Raw genomic sequence first — 16965 nt, forward strand, 5'->3', positions numbered from 1 at the left:
GTGCCCATCCGTTGAATAGTGATCTTTGGTTGTCTGGGCTACGGAACTTGGGTTGGCGAGTTCAACGCATCCAGGCAGTTCGTCAGCAGTTTTTGGCCCTGTCGGATGGTTCTCTCTCCGAAAGCGGTCCAGTCACTCTTCAGTTGAACGGCTCCTTGTGGCCCGAGAGCACTGACGACATACGCATGATCTTCGGAAATCCATCGCTCCAGGGTCGGGCCGCTGATTTCAAGGTGGCATTGCAGGCCGATGGCATGCCGCCCGACGCGGAACACCTGCTCGGCGCAATGCAATGAGGATCCCAGCAATCGGGCATCTTTCGGCAGACGGATGCGATCGCCGTGCCAGTGCAGCACTGTTGTACTTGGGTGGAGGCCCTCCAGAAGAGGTTCGTCGTTGGGGTTGACAACCCAATGGATGGCGCCGAAGCCTAGTTCTTTCAGCGGGTGTGGCGGATGACCCGCCTCCAGCGGCTCGACCGATCCGCCTGCAGCCACGGCCAGCATCTGGGCACCGAGGCAGATGCCGATTACGGGCTTCTTCTGTCGGTGCCAAGTGGTGAGCCATTCGAGTTCGAGCTTGAGCCAGCCCAGTTCGGCTTGGTTGCGCTCATTGACCCCCATTGACCCTCCCAGCACCAAGGCGATCGTGTTTGGGCAATCCCTTGGTTGGGGTAGGGGGTCACCCCTGTCTGGCCGGAGCGTTTGAATCGCCATGCCTCTCTGCCGGGCGAGGGTCTCGATCTGGTCGGGCCCCTCGCGATCCATGTGCTGGATGACCAGCAGGGTTGTGTTCAAAGCAGGAGGTATCGCTGGGCCAGGGGCAGCACTTCGGCGGGTTCGCAGGTCAGCAGCTCTCCGTCTGCGAACACTTCATAGGTCTGCGGGTCAACGCTCACGTTGGGCAAGGCTGAATTGAGTTTCAGAGCACTTTTACCCACGTTGCGTGTGTCTTTCACCGCAAGACATGTGCGTTCAAGCCCCAATTGGGCCTTGATGTCGGCGTCCATGGCCGCGGCGCTCACGAAGGTGAGGCAGCTTGGGGCGAGCGCTTTACCGAAGGCGCCAAACATCGGCCGTCCGTGCACGGGGCCGGGGGTGGGAATTGACGCGTTGGCATCACCCATCTGCGCCCACACGATTGAGCCACCCTTCAGCACCAATTCCGGACGGATGCCAAAGAAACCGGGTTTCCAAAGCACCAGATCGGCCAGTTTCCCGGTTTCAATCGATCCGACTTCGCTGCTGATGCCGTGGGCCAGCGCCGGATTGATCGTCACCTTGGCGATGTAGCGCTTCAGGCGGTGGTTGTCGTTGCGGCTTGAGTCTTCTGGCAGAGCACCCCTTTGCACCTTCATCTTGTGGGCTGTTTGGAAGGTGCGGGTGATCACTTCACCCACCCGTCCCATGGCCTGGGAGTCACTGGCGATGATCGAGAAGGCGCCAAGGTCGTGAAGGATGTCTTCGGCGGCGATCGTTTCGCGACGGATCCGAGATTCAGCAAACGCCACGTCCTCGGGAATCTTTGGATCGAGGTGGTGGCACACCATCAGCATGTCGAGGTGCTCCTCGAGCGTGTTGCGGGTGTAAGGCCGGGTGGGGTTGGTGCTGCTCGGCAGCACGTTGGCTTCGCCGCAGATCTTGATGATGTCTGGCGCATGGCCGCCGCCGGCACCTTCGGTGTGGAACGTGTGGATCGTGCGCCCCTTGATCGCGGCGATGGTGTCTTCAACGAAGCCGGCTTCGTTAAGGGTGTCGGTGTGAATGCACACCTGCACATCCAGGCGATCGGCGACCGAAAGGCAGGCATCGATGGCAGCAGGTGTGGTGCCCCAGTCTTCGTGGAGCTTGAGGCCGCAGGCCCCTGCACGCACCTGCTCTTCGAGAGCTTCGGGAGTGCTGGCGTTGCCTTTGCCGAAGAAGCCCAGGTTCACCGGCAGGCCCTCAGCGGCCTGAAGCATGCGAGCGATGTGGAAAGCGCCGGGGGTGCAGGTGGTGGCATTGGTGCCGGTGGCTGGGCCGGTTCCCCCACCCATCAGGGTGGTGACACCACTGGCCAGAGCCGTTTCGATTTGCTGAGGGCAGATGAAGTGAATATGGGTGTCGATGCCGCCGGCCGTCAGGATGTGGCCCTCGCCAGCAATCGCCTCGGTTCCAGGCCCAACAACAATCGTTACCCCTTCTTGGGTATCGGGGTTTCCGGCTTTGCCGATGCCCACGATGCGGCCGTCCCTTAGGCCCACATCCGCTTTCACAATTCCCCACCAGTCAAGGATGAGGGCGTTGGTGATCACGGTGTCGACGGCTCCAGCGGTGCGAGGGGCCTGGGACTGACCCATGCCGTCGCGGATCACCTTGCCGCCTCCGAATTTCACTTCATCTCCATAGACGGTGAAATCCTTCTCAACCTCAAGGACCAATTCGGTGTCAGCGAGACGGACGCGATCGCCTGTTGTGGGGCCGTATGTCTCGGCGTAGGCCTGGCGGGAGATGCGATAGGGCATGGGTCAGGCGTCGAGGGGTCCGTTGATCTGGCCGTTAAAGCCGACCACCCGACGGGTGCCGGCGAAGGGAATCAGGTTCACGTCCCGGCTGTCACCGGGTTCAAAGCGGATGGCGGTGCCGGCGGGAATGTCCAGACGCTGGCCGCGGGCGCTGACCCGATCGAACTGGAGGGCTCCGTTGGCTTCCGCGAAGTGGAAATGGGACCCCACCTGGATCGGTCTGTCGCCGCTGTTGGCAACGGTGATGGTGGTGACGGGGCGATTGGAATTGAGTTCCAACTCACCTGGCTCAGGAAGCAGTTCGCCGGGAATCAGGGGTGCCATCAGTGCTTCTTCAGCGAATTGGGTCGTGAAGGGTGACGAGCTTCGTGCCGTCAGGGAAAACCGCTTCGATTTGCACCTCGTTTACGAGCTCGGGCACGCCTTCCATGACCTGATCTCTTTGCAGCCAGGTGGTTCCCTCCTGCATGAGCTCGGCCACGCTTTTGCCATCGCGGGCACCTTCGAGAACAAGAAAACTGAGCCATGCCACCGCTTCGGGGTGATTCAGCTGCAACCCGCGATTGAGTCGGCGTTCCGCAAGCAGTGCTGCGGTCACGATCAAGAGCTTGTCTTTTTCCTGGGGACTGAGGTGCATCGATAACTATGAACAATCACACTTTGCCTTGAGCAGAACCCAAAAGCAGTTCTTTGTGAACGAATGCCACTTCGCCAGCGAATGCTGGACAGTAAAGAATTGACATGAATAAATTTAGCTGTTCGGTTGTGAAGGGATATTTTTGTTGCGGCTCAGAGATCAATCTTAAGTTCTTTTTCTCGCTTGGCTGGGCTGCTTACACTTTTGTAGTAAGCGATGATCTCTTTGAAGCAGATGATCTTTGGCTGAAGGGCGGTAGATCAATTGTTTTAATTCTTTTGGATTTTTCATGGTCCCCAGATGTTCGCCATAGAGAGCATCTGCTTCGGGTATCCACTCCATCTCACAAGCTTCGATCAACTTGCTGAAGAGACATTGTTCCCAGGACATGGCTTACTTTCTAGTTGAGACCACTTTAGCAGGTTTTGTAGCAACAACTACAAATTTAATGCGGTTCGGGTCGTGTTGGGTAAGTCAGCCATTTTGTCTTAGTTGTGGACACCCCATTGATCGAAAACCCTGTTCAAGCCTTCGTTTCAGCGCTCCACCGCAAGAGATTGCTGACGCTAGGGTCGACGTCAATGATTTGCCGGTGAGACGTTAAAGCTAATCAACACTGTATTAATCCTTTTAATACTCAAGAATGGCATTGATGCTCTTAATCGTATGGCAATAGTTTTGTAGCAAATCACACTCCTCCAGTTGATCTTTGAAAACTAAAAGTGAAGAAGTGTTTTTTATTCTATGAACACCAATTTTTTCTTTTCTAGTAGCAACAAGAATACTTTTAGAAAAATTGCTTTTGCTGCTGCTGCCGGTCTCATGGGCACGACGCTTATTGCATGTAGTGGCAGCAGTAAAAAATCTGATTCAGCTAGTTCTGATAGCTCACCAAGTGAAGATGCTTCAATGTGTTCCAAAATACACATTGGTACCCAGGATCAGGTTATTAATACAGCCGTCGGAGGAGCTGTCGTTCGTGAGCTAAAGATCTTTGAAGATAATCTCCCTAAAGATGGAAAATATAAAGATTTAAATTATCAAGTCGAATGGTCTAGTTATACATCTGGACCACCGATCACCAACAAAATGATGGCGGGTCAGATCCAGATTGGACTCATGGGTGATTTTCCAGCGGTGATCAACCTCATCAAGGGTCGAGAAGGCTCTGGAGACACCAAAACTGTGTTTATAGGAACTCTCGCCTACAGCCCCAACGGTGCTGGAAATGCGGTTGTTGTTCCCATCGACAGCAAGGTCACTAATCTTTCTGAGTTAAAAGGTGGCACTGTTTCTGTTCCATTTGGTTCAGCTGCGCATGGGATGGTGCTGAAAGCTTTGAAAGACGAAGGTATCGATACTGAAAAAGATCTGACATTGATCAGCCAGGCTCCGGAGGTCGGAGGGTCCAGTCTTCAGAAAAATCAAATCGATGGCCACGCAGACTTTGTTCCTTTTGGAGAACTCTTTCCGTACCGAGGCTTTGCCAAAAAGATTTTTGATGGAGCGCAAACTGGAGTTCCAACTCTTCATGGAATCACTGTTCGCGAAGATTTCGCAAAATCATGTCCTGAAGTCGTAACTGCTTTTATGCAGTCAGTTCTTGAGGCAAATCAGAAATTCACTGACAGTCCTGAAGGTATTTCAGCTCAAATTGAAGAATGGTCTGGAATTGACAAGGAGGTTGTCTACATGTTCTTAGGACCATCCGGCTTGCAATATCTTTCTCCAGAAATTGAAGAAGTACAGCTGCAGGCTCTTGAGAACAGCATTGCAACCCTTATGAGTCTTGGAAAAATTGAAAATAAGGAGATTAAGCCCTCTGACGTTAGAGGTTGGATTGATGCTACATATCTCGAAAAGGCCGCATCCAATTTAAATACATCTGTTCCTGATCAGATCAAGAAAGGAAAAGAATATTTAATCACCGGAGATGATGCTCTTGATGGTAGTGCGATCACTAACCCAAAAAATGCTGGACAGATTTGGATCGAGGGAGAAGACAAGGTCAGCAACTACTCGAGTCCAGTTACGATGGTCAAAGCATTAAAGAAATTTAAATCCGAAGGAAAAGAACCGAGTGCACTTTTTGTTCATGATATGAACAAAGGTTGGAAGTTATTTGCCAACACCGCTTATTTTGTTGACACTAATGGAGAGGTAACAGCTTTTTTGTTGAAATCAGATGCTGACAAATATGCAAAAACAAGTGGTGGAAAAGTAATTGATTTTGAATCGTTGCAGTCCATGGGTTAATGATTCTAAATTGATACATCACATCCTAATTCCCACCTTATCTGTGCGTTGATTTTATGGCTGCATCGCCTTCTTCCAAAACAATGATCGATCAGGCTGGGGATTCGGGACACAATCGACGGGTTATGGCCCGTCGATTGTGGAACAAGCAAATTCAGTCATTGGTTAGGCGAATCGCTTCTTTGGTATTTTTCCTAATCATTTGGCAAATTTGTAGCTCATTAAAAGTTAACTTCTTTATCAATTTTCAATTCATCCCTGCGCCTACTTCGGTCTTTTCTGCATTTGTTACCTTCCTAAAATCTTCTCCTTGGATTCATTTTCAATCAAGTATTGCAAGAGTATTAGGAGGTTTTATTGCAGGTTCAATTTTCGGTATTCTTGGGGGCTTGCTGATCGGCTCTTCACATCTTATTGAAGAACTTTTTGCAACACCTTTGGAACTGTTGAGACCTATTCCAGCCGTTGCTTGGATTCCAATGGCAATTCTAATGTTTCCAGATGCGGAAATTGGCATGTTTTATATCACATTTGTTGGGGCTTTTTATCCAATTCTCGTTAGCACTCAAAAGGCTGTCGAATCCTCACTTTCTGATCTATTGATGATACGTGTGGGCCAATGTCTTGGGGCTTCTTATTTTCAGTTATTTAGAGATATTATAATACCATCTTCCTTGCCAGGCATTAGTGCAGGTTTAGTTATCGGTATGGGCAATGCTTGGTTTTGTCTGGTGACAGCTGAAATACTTGCTGGTAAATACGGAATTGGCTACAAAACATGGGAGTCTTATGTTATATCGGAATATCCTCCTATTGTCATGGGAATGTTTTTAATTGGTCTTCTTGGTGCACTTTCATCACAATTAATCCTTACAGTCACCAATCGTCTGATGCCTTGGCGTCAAATTTCAAAAGGTTCGCTTTGATGGTTAATTCTTCTTTTTTGCGTATCGATCAAGTTACCAAATCCTTTGGTGAACCTGGAAGCGAAAAGTGTGTGTTATCTAATGTCAATCTTGATGTGAGTCCTAAGGAGTTTGTCTGCCTTCTTGGTCCATCTGGATGTGGCAAGTCAACGTTGTTGAATACCATTGCTGGCTTTACGAAGCCAAACTCCGGTCGAATTACAATTAACGATCAGATCGTTAAGAAGCCAGGTCCAGACCGAGGGTTTGTCTTTCAAAAGAATTCCTTGCTTCCATGGATGACCTTGGAGCAAAATGTTGGTTATGGCTTGAAGATTAAGGGATTTCCAAAAAGTGAAATTCGGGAAAAAGTTGATCACTTCCTTGATTTGGTTGGATTATCAAGTCATCGTCTTTCTTATCCTCATCAACTCTCAGGTGGCATGCAACAGAGAGGAAGTATTGTTCGTGCATTGATTACTAATCCAGAACTCCTTCTCATGGATGAACCATTTGGGGCTGTTGATGCCCAAACAAGGATTATTTTGCAAGAAATGTTGTTGCGTATCTGGGCAAAAGTTGGTATTACTGTTGTTTTTGTAACGCATGATATCGACGAGGCTGTTCTTCTTGCTGATAGAATTGTGGTGATGGGTGTTAACCCTGGTCATATTAAAGAGATATTTGATGTTTCTTTGAGGCGGCCACGAACTTCCGAATCGACATTTCTAGACGAATTTCGAGATATAAAAATGCAAGTTTTGCGTAGTATTCGCGAAGAAACAGACAAACTAATGCTTACAATTTGAGTAATTAATGATTTTTCTTTTGGCGTTTGCACTTAATTTTCTTTTGCAAATTGTTTTGAATAATATTGTTCCCCAGGGTTTCTTGATTACTTCTATATTTTTACAGCCTGTATTTCTTTCGCTGTTGGCCGGTGTATTTTTGCGCCAGAGATTTCGTTGCTGTCGTTATTCTTGGATCCGACAAGCTGAATATTTGTCTTCAAAATTCTTGTCACTTGCCCTTATTCTTTTGGGTGCCAAATTTGTTGTGGCAGATTTTCTAATCATTTCTCCAAAAACAATAATATTTCTTGTCGTTAGTATATTAGCAACTTGTATTTGTAGCAGTTTCGTTAGTAAAATTCTTGGTATCCGTCATCATATGATGTTATGGCTTATTGCAGGAAATTGTATATGTGGCCCGACAGCAATTTCCTTCGCTGCTCAGGTATTCCATGGTGAGAAAAATGACATCGCTAAAGCTATTTGGATTAATACGTTAATAGGTTTTATTCTTATGCTTTTGTTACCTATTTTAGGGCTAGCATTTGATTTGGATACAAGCACTTTTGGTGTTTGGGTTGGTGCATCTCTTCAGTCCACAGCACAGGTCGTAACGAGTGCAGCAATGTATTCTTCTGATTCATCAGAATTGGCGTTAATGATTAAATCTATAAGAATTTTGTTTCTAGTACCTCTGATTTCTTTTCTTTTCCTTTTCTTTCGCCATTCTCCTATAAAAAAATCAGGTCCAGATTATTTACCTTCTAATCAGAGTCTCAATGTTTTTGAAATAAGAAAGATGATTCCAAAGTTTATGGTGGGTTTCGCGATTCTTGCATTTACATTTTTCATGATTGATACTATTGCATTTACATTCAATTTGAGTAAGGATTGGATAGGTCACATAGCTTTATTACGTAGATCTGTTGCTAATCTTTCAAATATTTTTTTGGCAATGGCCATGTTTGGTATCGGGTTTTTGTGTAATTTTGAATTTAAGAGGGAGGATTTAAAAGTAATTTTATTTGCTTTTTGCTCGGCTATTCAGCTGGTAATATTTGCATATCTTGTAGCGCTTATCTAAGCATTCCTAAATCTCTCATTGCTTTATTTAGAAAGTCTTTTTCAATTTCTGGCATGATCGATGTTTGTTTTTGATCTGCTTTGGTTGATGTATCAATAAAGATATTATTTGTATATTCTTTGATCCAATCTTCTCTGATTGTCATATCAGGGATATAGTGACAATCCTTACCGTTGCGTTTACCCAAAATACTGTGAACAAAGGATTCGCTGACCCCTGTCCATCGGCTTAAGTGTTGGAGAGGTGAGGAAGTGCTGCGGAACCAGTAATTAGAACATAACATCGCCTTCAGAAAACAAATGACAGCATATGGATTCTGAGTGGCAAAGCTTTTTCTAACAACAACAGCATAAAAGGAGAAGGGTGTAGATACTTCATCAGTAATTTTTTGATAGTGGTTATCTTCTTCAAGAAAATGGTCAAATGGTGTAAAACATGCCATTCCAACTGCTCTCTTCGCTTGAGGTCTAATATCACTCTCTTTATGTTCAAGATTAAGATTGACCAATTGGGTGTTATCAAGAATCTTACGCTTATTAAGATTATATAACAAGCTGCCGTGGGCAGTTGAAAGAAAGGGAACAGCTATTGCTTGATTTTTGAAACTCTCTAATTGTTTAAAACCTGTATTTTTTCGAGCGAACAGATTAGAGCCACTCCCATATGGGTTAATACTTACAAAACTAACAACAACAATGTCTTGAGTTGATCCCTTAAAAATATTATTTGCCATATGACTTATTGCATAATCACCGATGATGGCTATGTCTAATTGCCCATCTTTGATGGCACTTAAAATAGGTGCTGCTGATTTGTAATCGTTCCATTTGACGGAGAAGTTTTTCTCGCTGTCTTCATCGATATCATTCAAAAAAGATTCGTACAACCCTAGTTTTTGCACTGCACGACCAGAAACAACCGTTTGTATTGTTCGAATCTGGATGCCGACGTTGATTGTTGTTTCCAGTTTTTCAGAGGATTTGTAGGGATAGATTTGATCTTTAGTTAAAGCCTTGCATGCATTTTTGTTGAGGATAGGTGCGACAATATTTTGCTGAGCGGATGTATCGTGCGCGAGCAATTTGGTGATCAATTCGATAAAATTTTCATCACTATTCTTGTTTATTGCCAAGTAAATGCCATAAGGTGTTGACAATTCATTTATTCTTGTTTGATTGCAAATTAAATGCTCTGTTTGGCTGCATAGTCGAATACCTATATCACCTGAATTCTCTACGACTTGTGGCATGATGCTCTCTGAGATATGCGACCTATTCTTAAAATCATTGACTTCTAATCCTAGGGGTTTGATGCGTTTTTGTAGAAGATTAAAACTATCTGAATTTATCTCTGGCAACCAGATTTTTTCGTTAATAAGGCTTGAAAGATCAACAGAGTCGCCATTAATTGATGGGCTACGTTTTCTTAAGAGCATAAATTCTTCCGTATTTAATGTATGACTTTCGATGGCATCTTGATTGATGGAATTTGATATTACCCCCAGGGAGTATTTATTTTTTGCCACATGTTGAACAATATCTTGCTGGTTTTCGCATTGAGCTGTAGCAATAGTTTTGGACCCTTTAAATAACGCTTCTACTTGACCAAGTAACTGAGTAACTGAAAAAAAGTATAAATTTTTCTCATGGTAAATTGTGATTTTGCTGAGCTCTTGAGTATGTAAATTTTGAAAATACGACTCAAGTGAATCAATATCATTAACAATGGTGGAAAGTTTTGAATGGGTAAACTCGCCAGCTTCAGTGAGTTTTAACTTGTTAGACTGTCTGTCAATCAAAGCAGCTTTAAGGTGCTTTTCAAGTGCTTTAACTTTCAGACTGATCGAGGGTTGACTGAGATGAAGACTTTTTGCTGCTTTCGTAAAACTACCTGTTTCAGCAACTGCCAAGAAAGCCTTGATTTGAGAGAGATCCATGTGATTGAATCACTCATACTTGTTTAATAATACACATCCGAAGACATCGGACTGTAGTGACGGTCACAAAAATTTCTACTGCCTTACATGGCAAAAGGGTATCTTTTGGTTTTTGGTGCTTCATAGGTCGGCAGATGTAACTGAAGAGTGGCGCTTCGTTGGGGCGTGTCTGATGCTATTAAAAATATCAATAGCATTATTCATGTTTGCAATCTGCTCGTCTGGTATCATCTGATTGAATCGAATATGATTGGAGGGTCTTAATTTGGCGCATGGAAACTGTCAGAACCTCTGTTGATTTTCTTGTTGTTGGCGGTGGTACTGCAGGCTGTATGGCAGCTGTAAAGGCGAAACAAAAAAATCCAAACGCAAACGTCTTGGTACTCGAAAAAGCAAATATTAGGCGTAGCGGGGCAATCGCAATGGGAATGGATGGTGTGAATACTGCAGTGATACCAGGAAATTCAACACCAGAACAGTATGTTAAAGAGATTACAATTGCCAATGATGGGATTCTTGATCAAAAATGTGTTTTAAAGACGGGACAACTTGGTTTCAGTGTAATTCAAGAACTCGAAGAGTGGGGAGTTAAATTCCAGAAAGATAATTTAGGCAATTACGATTTAAAGCAGGTTCATCGTGTTGGTAAGTACGTATTGCCAATGCCTGAGGGAAAAGATTTGAAAAAAATTCTGTCGAGACAGGTTAAGCGGCACCGCGTCAAGGTGATCAATCGTGTTATGGCAACTCGGGTTTTGGTGAAAGACGGACGAGCCATCGGTGTACTTGGCCTTGATGTTCGTTCTGGTGATTTTCATGTGATTCAGGCTAAGGCTGTGTTGCTTTGCACAGGAGCCTGCGGGCGTCTTGGTTTACCTGCTTCAGGTTACCTGTATGGAACATATGAAAATCCAACGAACGCCGGCGATGGTTATTCAATGGCGTACCACGCCGGAGCAAAACTCTCGAATATTGAATGTTTTCAAATTAATCCCTTGATCAAGGATTACAACGGACCTGCTTGTGCGTACGTTGCCAGTCCATTTGGTGCCTATACCGCTAATGCTGAAGGTAATCGCTTTATTAGCTGTGATTATTGGAGTGGTCAGATGATGTTAGAGATGTGGAAAGAGTTAAATTCAGGGTCTGGCCCAGTCCATTTGAAAATGTATCATTTAGACGAATCTACAATTTCTGAGATTGAGTCAATTTTATTTGCCAATGAAAGACCCAGTCGCGAACGTTTTCATGCAGGCCGATCTGAAAACTATCGCAATGATGGCGTTGAGATGAGCATTTCCGAAATTGGTCTGTGCAGTGGACACTCAGCTTCTGGTGTCCAGGTTGACGAAAATATGCAAACGACAATCTCAGGTTTGTATGCGGCTGGTGATATGGCTAATGTGCCACATAATTACATGATTGGTGCTTTCGTGTCAGGTCGTGTTGCTGCTGAACATGCTAGCCAGTCAATCATGGACCTTGATTATATTGAGCCCGACCAAGATGTTCTTGAGGCTGAAAAGCAGCGCATCTTGTCACCCTTAAAGAATCCAAATGGAGTCCCACATACTCAGATGGAATATAAATTACGGCGCTTTGTGAATGACTACTTGCAGCCGCCGAAATCTCCAGCAAATATGGAAATAGGACTTAAGAAATTCGTCGAATATAATGATGTGCTCTCCGAACTTGGGGCTCGTGACCCTCATGAATTAATGCGTTGTATGGAGATCCATTTCATTCGTGATTGTGCTGAAATGGCAGCGAGAGCTTCTCTGTTTAGAAAAGAGAGCCGTTGGGGACTTTATCATTATCGTCTTGATTACCCCAATCGTAATGATGATGAGTGGTTGTGTAATACCATCGTAGAAAAATCGAATGATGGTGAAATGTCTCTAGCCAAGCAACCTCTTAACCCTTACATCATTGACGTCAATATTTCTGAGGAGAAATATAGCGTTGCTGTTACTGCCTAATTCATTTACTTCCCATTCCGTCATGTCTCTAGCCCAAAGTCGTGTTGATGTTCCGGTCGTTGTTGATGAATCAAAATGTCTTGAAAAATGTACTGCTTGTATTGAGGTTTGTCCCCTTGATGTGTTGGCCAAAAATCCTGAAACAGGTAAGGCCTACATGAAATATGATGAGTGTTGGTTCTGCCTTCCTTGTGAGAAGGAGTGTCCTACAGGTGCTGTCACCGTTCAAATTCCCTTCCTTCTCAGATGACGTCTTCAGTTATTCCTCAAGATTTACAATCTCAATTTGATGATTTAGATGATGAGTTGATTACCCCGGTAGAACTTTTATTTTCTGAGTCTTTAGAAGATAGATTGGTTGGTGTTGTCAACCTGCAACACCTTTGCGATGAGCAAACAGTTCCATTTTTAATCACCGCTCTTGGCGATACGTCTCAAAAGGTTATTCTGACGGCTGTTACTTCACTCTGGGAAATTGCGAGTCAACTTGCCGTTGAGCCGCTCATGGCTTGCTTAAGTTCTTCATACTCATCTAAAGTAAGAGCTGAGGCTCTCATGGCTTTGAAGGAGTTGGTCAATCAAGATCATCTCTTGGTTCTTCTGGATAAATTGTCTATCGATGACGATTTGCTCCAAAATTCGATCCTTGTTCTTCTCAGAAAAATTCATGATATCCAAGCGCTACCATACATTGCTCCTTTTCTCGAATCTAAGTTTGAGCACCTTCGTTTGGCATCAATTGTCACCCTGAGATATCTCAATCAACTTACTCATTTCCCACCCGCCCTGGCTTTGGCATCAGATCCAAGTATTGAAGTTCGCAAAGAAGCAATGCTTACATTTGCTCATTTGGACGAGCCTGAAGTACTTGCGGTACTACTACAATCCTTGCTTGAGGATTCCTCATGGGAGGTCCGTCGAAATGCAGCCCAAGCACTTGAGCGAAAGTCTGATCCCTCATCTGCTGGTGCATTATCTTCTGCCATTTCGGATCAACATTGGCAGGTTCGTAAGTTCTCTTTGCGGGCTCTCAATCCCCTTGTTGCTGAGCAGTTTGCTCCTAAAATCATCCCTCTTCTTTGTGACGACTATTCCGATGTTCGTAAGGAAGCTGCTTTGGCTCTTGGCGGTGTAAATTCTGAGCAAGCAAAAGTGGCGCTTCAACAATCCTTGTCGGATGCTGATATTGAAGTGCGCATTGCGTCTGAAAAGTCTTTATCGCGTCAAAAACTTTAAAGTTTCTCTGCAAGACTGTGAAACTTGGTTAACATTGTTTATGGATGCACCATCATTACAAGAGCAGTCACGTCTCCAGGAAATTCGTGAATCTCTTGAAAATGTTTTACTTCGGGGTCGAGGTTTAAATGTTTTGGAGGCATGTCTTGCTAGGAATATAAGAGTCATTGGTGACGATATTTACCTTCGCTTATTTCATGGATCAGATCAACAATACTTGATTGATTCTGTTCGTGAATCATTGAATTCATTGTCTTGGCCTAAACGAATTGTTGTTGATCCTCGATCCATACCAGGTGTTAAGAGGACCATAGCAATCGGCAGTGGCAAGGGTGGCGTTGGTAAAACATCAGTGACTGTGGCTCTTGCTAAATCGCTTCGGAATCATGGTTATTCGGTGGGAATTTTAGATGCTGATGTTTATGGGCCAAATATTTCAACAGTGTTGGGTGCCGAGCAATTAACAGTTCACACATCTGAGGGGCCTGAGGGCTCACAATTCTTACCTCCAATCGTTGATGAAATACAAGTTATGTCTGTAGGTTTTCTCGCCTCTAAAGATCAGTCGTTGGCTTGGAGAGGTCCAATCTTAACGAGACTTTTGAAGCAATTTATGTACGATGTCCGCTGGGAAAACCTTGATTTCCTTTTGATCGACTTGCCTCCTGGCACAGGCGACCCTCAGATCACTGTGCTTCAGGAAAGTCCCGTTGTGTCGGTTCTTCTGGTTGGTATCCCTGGTGCATCTTCTTACTCTGATTTAACAAGAACAATTGCAATGTACCGTCAATTTGGTCTGCCAATTATGGGTTATGTTGAAAACTTTTCTTCTGTTACTTGTCCAAAATGTGGCACTTCGTTTTCATTTCTCTTGGACCAGTGTGATATGTATGGCCAAAAATCTTTGAATTATGAAATTAATTTATTGACCCAACTTCCCGTAACACCCGATTTGTTGACCAATCGTGACGACTCAATTATTACCAGCCTTGAGTCGATCCATCCATCTGCTTTTCAGCAGTTGGCTGATAACGTTTCTTCTTTATTGTAGTTAGATGATATAACAACGGATTATTTGTGCTTTGCTGATGGCCAATCTTCTTTATTCACGACTGTTGATTCTTCTTAGCTAAAATACATATTGCACGTACGATGGATTCGAAATTTGATTGCGATTGATTTGTAGTACCTCACTGCGGCTGGAAAAATTACTTGTCCTTGTTGTCCATATTTACTTGTAGATCTAACCGCATTTATGTAAATCGCCCTTGCCGTTTCGTTATTCTTCTAAATATGAATTATCTGTTATTGCATATTGAAAATCTTAATTGAAACCTGTGAGCATTAAATTGCTAAATGGCGATCGGTATTGGTTCATACCGTCTGATTGCGTGACCGTTGTGTTTGATACGAAAAAGATCGAGCTTCGTTTGTAGCTTTTGACTGTTGAACATATTTTGGATGTTGACAGCGTCGCCTGAAATTCGTACAAATGTTCTTAACAGGATATCTGAAGATAGATGGATTACCTTGGCGACCCAACTGATTAAAACTGGTCAACCGCGGTCGTGTGACCCGCTTGACCCGGATTTGCCGCCTGGGGAAGAAGAAGCTATTGCAATGCTCGTAGCTGGAAAATTGGAGGCAATGGGCATGTCTGTTCAGACCTATGAAAGCATGCCACACAGGCCCAATGTCGTCGGTGTTTTAAAGGGGAGCGGCGATGGTCCAGTACTGATGATGAATGATCATATGGATACCTACCCCGTAGTTGAACCTCACAAATGGGATAAAACGAACTTTGATCCCTTCAAAGCAACCCGTCATGGTGATTTGTTGTACGCGAGAGGTTCTTCGGATACGCGTGGAAACATGGCTTCAGCATTGATCGCTGCCCAAGCATTAGTTGAGGAAGGTGTGAAGCTGAAGGGTGATCTGATGTATTGCTTATGTGTTGATGAGGAGCGTGATGGAACTCATGGTTCTATTTACTTAACTGAGACAATTGGTATCAAAGCTGACTACTCTATTACTGCTGAGCCAACTGCATGGGAAAACTCACAGTCAGGCGAATGGGGTATGAATCTCTCAGTGGCTAATGGAGGTCATTGTTTGGTTGAAATTACAATTGTTGGCCAAAAGGCACATATTTGGCGACCAGATACAAGTAATAACGCGATTGTTGAGGCATCCAAACTTGTCCCATTGCTTGAAGCAATGTCTTTTACCCATACACCGACAAATTTTATGGGTCATACCCCACCATGTACAACAATTGTGCGTATCAGGGGTGGGTTGCCTGGAGAAATGCAATTTTCTCCTGATGAATGCAAGATCACTCTTGCTGTCGTAGGCATTGTTCCAGGTATGACGATGCAATCTATTATTTCTGATCTTGAGTCTGTGACTTCAAAGATGTTTGACGGCAGAGAGGATATCACCTACAGCGTTAAACAAGTACCAGATTCGTTGTTTGTAGAGGCGACGGAGCCTGTACCGATGGACGAAGAACCGTGTCGATCTATATGTAAAGCCTATGCCACGTTGATGGATGGAGCTCAACCAATACCAAATCGAAAAAATGCTTTTAACGATACGATTCGCTTCCGCCAGGCCGGGATTAATGCAGTGACTTTTGGTCCTGGTGAAGATGGTTGGGCCCCTGACAATGAAAGTATTTCTATTACAAAGGCAGTTATGGCAGCACGAATGTATGCATTAACAATTATGGATATTCTGGAGGTTGACAATGATGTTGAGTGATTTAAAAATTTCTCATTCATTCAGGCTGTTTCGAAAACCACTGCGATTGTTCAGGACGTTCTCTTTCGATAGATATTTCTATGCCTCTATTTCTACAGTTCTTGTTCTATTTTTACTTTGGATATTTTTAACTTCGACAGGGATTGCTGACGAGTTGTTCTTGCCTGGTCCTGTCAAGGTATGGGAATCCTTTCTATCAGTTCTTACTGAAGGTTATCAAGGTAGCACCTTGGTTGTGCATGTGTATACAAGTTTGCTGAGGATACTAATTTCATTCATGCTTGCGTGCATTGTAGGTATCCCCTTAGGAATATTGATGGGAGCGTCGAAGTTTGCGCGTGCACTTCTAAATCCTCTCATTGAATTCTACCGCCCTTTACCACCTCTTGGCCTTTATACCTTATTGGTCATGTGGCTCGGAATTGGTGAGGAATCCAAACTCTCTTTGCTCTTTTTGGCAGGTTTGCCAGGTGTGATTATTGCCACTATTCAGGCTGTGCAAGATATTGATGAATCCTATCTACGAGTTGCACGTGGTTTAGGTGCTTCCAAAAGAACGATCCTTCTCAACGTTTATTTGCCTGCTGCTGGTCCGACAATTCTTGCTGGTATGAGGATTTCCCTCGGTTTTGTTTACACTGTTCTGGTTGCAGCGGAGATTGTCGCAGCTACCGCTGGTATTGGTTGGATGATTTGGGATGCCTCAAAATTCCTTTTGTCCGACGTCGTGATTATGGGGTTAATCGTATTGGGGCTGACAGGTATAGCCCTTGATTTATTCATGCGTATGTTGGGAAAATTATTAATGCCATGGACTCGAAAATCTAGATTTGGAACATCTTAAATTAGGTTGTTTCATTTCTAACTACACATCT

16 protein-coding genes are annotated in these 16965 nt (G+C 44.5%); 10 read left to right on the forward strand and 6 right to left on the reverse strand.

Going from position 1 to position 16965, the window contains the following annotated elements; translation table 11 throughout:
- Positions 1–38: 38 nt before the first annotated feature.
- The 5 genes from SIB64_RS02160 to SIB64_RS02180 form a co-directional block, all read right to left on the reverse strand.
- Positions 39–797, reverse strand: coding sequence for a type 1 glutamine amidotransferase (locus SIB64_RS02160; RefSeq protein WP_413441698.1), 759 nt, complete (start codon positions 795–797; stop codon positions 39–41).
- Positions 794–2503, reverse strand: coding sequence for an urease subunit alpha (gene ureC, locus SIB64_RS02165; RefSeq protein WP_413441699.1), 1710 nt, complete (start codon positions 2501–2503; stop codon positions 794–796). The genes SIB64_RS02160 and ureC overlap by 4 nt, the downstream gene beginning before the upstream one ends.
- Positions 2504–2506: 3 nt before the next feature.
- Complete coding sequence (locus SIB64_RS02170; protein WP_413441700.1) at positions 2507–2827, reverse strand: urease subunit beta; 321 nt, start codon at positions 2825–2827, stop codon at positions 2507–2509.
- 10 nt (positions 2828–2837) lie between these two features.
- Positions 2838–3140: an urease subunit gamma gene (locus SIB64_RS02175; protein WP_413441701.1), complete on the reverse strand. Its 303-nt coding sequence runs from the start codon at positions 3138–3140 to the stop codon at positions 2838–2840.
- 165 nt (positions 3141–3305) lie between these two features.
- Positions 3306–3482, reverse strand: a complete 177-nt coding sequence (locus SIB64_RS02180; RefSeq protein ID WP_413441702.1) for a hypothetical protein — start codon at positions 3480–3482, stop codon at positions 3306–3308.
- A gap of 402 nt (positions 3483–3884) precedes the next feature.
- On the opposite strand from SIB64_RS02180, the gene SIB64_RS02185 reads away from it, so the two are divergent.
- From SIB64_RS02185 to SIB64_RS02200, 4 genes are read left to right on the forward strand one after another with little or no spacing between them, the layout of a single operon-like run.
- Positions 3885–5396 (forward strand): ABC transporter substrate-binding protein, encoded by a 1512-nt coding sequence (locus tag SIB64_RS02185; RefSeq protein WP_413441703.1) that lies wholly within the window; start codon positions 3885–3887, stop codon positions 5394–5396.
- 56 nt (positions 5397–5452) lie between these two features.
- Complete coding sequence (locus SIB64_RS02190; protein ID WP_413441704.1) at positions 5453–6322, forward strand: ABC transporter permease; 870 nt, start codon at positions 5453–5455, stop codon at positions 6320–6322.
- Positions 6322–7110, forward strand: a complete 789-nt coding sequence (locus SIB64_RS02195) for an ABC transporter ATP-binding protein (RefSeq protein ID WP_413441705.1) — start codon at positions 6322–6324, stop codon at positions 7108–7110. Before SIB64_RS02190 ends, SIB64_RS02195 begins: the two co-directional genes overlap by 1 nt.
- 7 nt (positions 7111–7117) lie before the next feature.
- Positions 7118–8176, forward strand: coding sequence for a YeiH family protein (locus tag SIB64_RS02200; protein WP_413441706.1), 1059 nt, complete (start codon positions 7118–7120; stop codon positions 8174–8176).
- On the opposite strand, the gene SIB64_RS02205 is transcribed toward SIB64_RS02200, so the two are convergent.
- Positions 8169–10112 carry a LysR family transcriptional regulator gene (locus tag SIB64_RS02205; RefSeq protein WP_413441707.1) on the reverse strand — a complete coding sequence of 648 codons (1944 nt, stop codon included), beginning with the start codon at positions 10110–10112 and terminating at the stop codon, positions 8169–8171. The two genes, SIB64_RS02200 and SIB64_RS02205, sit on opposite strands and share 8 nt — an antisense overlap.
- Before the next feature lie 272 nt (positions 10113–10384).
- Here SIB64_RS02205 and SIB64_RS02210 point away from each other — a divergent pair, with 272 nt between their 5' ends.
- From SIB64_RS02210 to SIB64_RS02235, 6 genes are all read left to right on the forward strand, one after another.
- On the forward strand, positions 10385–12091 hold the full coding sequence (locus SIB64_RS02210; protein ID WP_413441708.1) for a fumarate reductase/succinate dehydrogenase flavoprotein subunit: 1707 nt from the start codon (positions 10385–10387) through the stop codon (positions 12089–12091).
- A 22-nt stretch (positions 12092–12113) separates the two neighbouring features.
- The gene (locus tag SIB64_RS02215; RefSeq protein WP_413441709.1) at positions 12114–12341 is read left to right on the forward strand and encodes a ferredoxin family protein; all 228 of its coding nucleotides are present in this window, start codon (positions 12114–12116) and stop codon (positions 12339–12341) included.
- Positions 12338–13327, forward strand: coding sequence for a HEAT repeat domain-containing protein (locus SIB64_RS02220; protein WP_413441710.1), 990 nt, complete (start codon positions 12338–12340; stop codon positions 13325–13327). The genes SIB64_RS02215 and SIB64_RS02220 overlap by 4 nt, the downstream gene beginning before the upstream one ends.
- Complete coding sequence (locus SIB64_RS02225) at positions 13290–14378, forward strand: P-loop NTPase (protein ID WP_413441711.1); 1089 nt, start codon at positions 13290–13292, stop codon at positions 14376–14378. The genes SIB64_RS02220 and SIB64_RS02225 overlap by 38 nt, the downstream gene beginning before the upstream one ends.
- A gap of 479 nt (positions 14379–14857) precedes the next feature.
- The gene (locus SIB64_RS02230) at positions 14858–16090 is read left to right on the forward strand and encodes a M20 family metallopeptidase (RefSeq protein ID WP_413441712.1); all 1233 of its coding nucleotides are present in this window, start codon (positions 14858–14860) and stop codon (positions 16088–16090) included.
- Positions 16077–16934 (forward strand): ABC transporter permease, encoded by an 858-nt coding sequence (locus SIB64_RS02235; protein WP_413441713.1) that lies wholly within the window; start codon positions 16077–16079, stop codon positions 16932–16934. Before SIB64_RS02230 ends, SIB64_RS02235 begins: the two co-directional genes overlap by 14 nt.
- Positions 16935–16965: the final 31 nt, after the last annotated feature.

The sequence above is a fragment of the Synechococcus sp. MIT S1220 genome (assembly GCF_047303025.1).
GTDB lineage: Bacteria > Cyanobacteriota > Cyanobacteriia > PCC-6307 > Cyanobiaceae > Parasynechococcus.

Excerpts from the sequence above, each read along its gene's own strand:
- SIB64_RS02195 (WP_413441705.1), top strand. The coding sequence starts at position 6,322 with ATGGTTAATTCTTCTTTTTTGCGTATCGATCAAGTTACCAAATCCTTT.
- SIB64_RS02215 (WP_413441709.1), top strand. The coding sequence starts at position 12,114 with ATGTCTCTAGCCCAAAGTCGTGTTGATGTTCCGGTCGTTGTTGATGAA.
- SIB64_RS02235 (WP_413441713.1), top strand. The coding sequence starts at position 16,077 with ATGATGTTGAGTGATTTAAAAATTTCTCATTCATTCAGGCTGTTTCGA.
- SIB64_RS02220 (WP_413441710.1), top strand. The coding sequence starts at position 12,338 with ATGACGTCTTCAGTTATTCCTCAAGATTTACAATCTCAATTTGATGAT.
- SIB64_RS02205 (WP_413441707.1), bottom strand. The coding sequence starts at position 10,112 with ATGGATCTCTCTCAAATCAAGGCTTTCTTGGCAGTTGCTGAAACAGGT.
- SIB64_RS02180 (WP_413441702.1), bottom strand. The coding sequence starts at position 3,482 with ATGGAGTGGATACCCGAAGCAGATGCTCTCTATGGCGAACATCTGGGG.
- SIB64_RS02185 (WP_413441703.1), top strand. The coding sequence starts at position 3,885 with ATGAACACCAATTTTTTCTTTTCTAGTAGCAACAAGAATACTTTTAGA.
- SIB64_RS02170 (WP_413441700.1), bottom strand. The coding sequence starts at position 2,827 with ATGGCACCCCTGATTCCCGGCGAACTGCTTCCTGAGCCAGGTGAGTTG.
- SIB64_RS02200 (WP_413441706.1), top strand. The coding sequence starts at position 7,118 with ATGATTTTTCTTTTGGCGTTTGCACTTAATTTTCTTTTGCAAATTGTT.
- SIB64_RS02190 (WP_413441704.1), top strand. The coding sequence starts at position 5,453 with ATGGCTGCATCGCCTTCTTCCAAAACAATGATCGATCAGGCTGGGGAT.
- ureC (WP_413441699.1), bottom strand. The coding sequence starts at position 2,503 with ATGCCCTATCGCATCTCCCGCCAGGCCTACGCCGAGACATACGGCCCC.
- SIB64_RS02175 (WP_413441701.1), bottom strand. The coding sequence starts at position 3,140 with ATGCACCTCAGTCCCCAGGAAAAAGACAAGCTCTTGATCGTGACCGCA.
- SIB64_RS02210 (WP_413441708.1), top strand. The coding sequence starts at position 10,385 with ATGGAAACTGTCAGAACCTCTGTTGATTTTCTTGTTGTTGGCGGTGGT.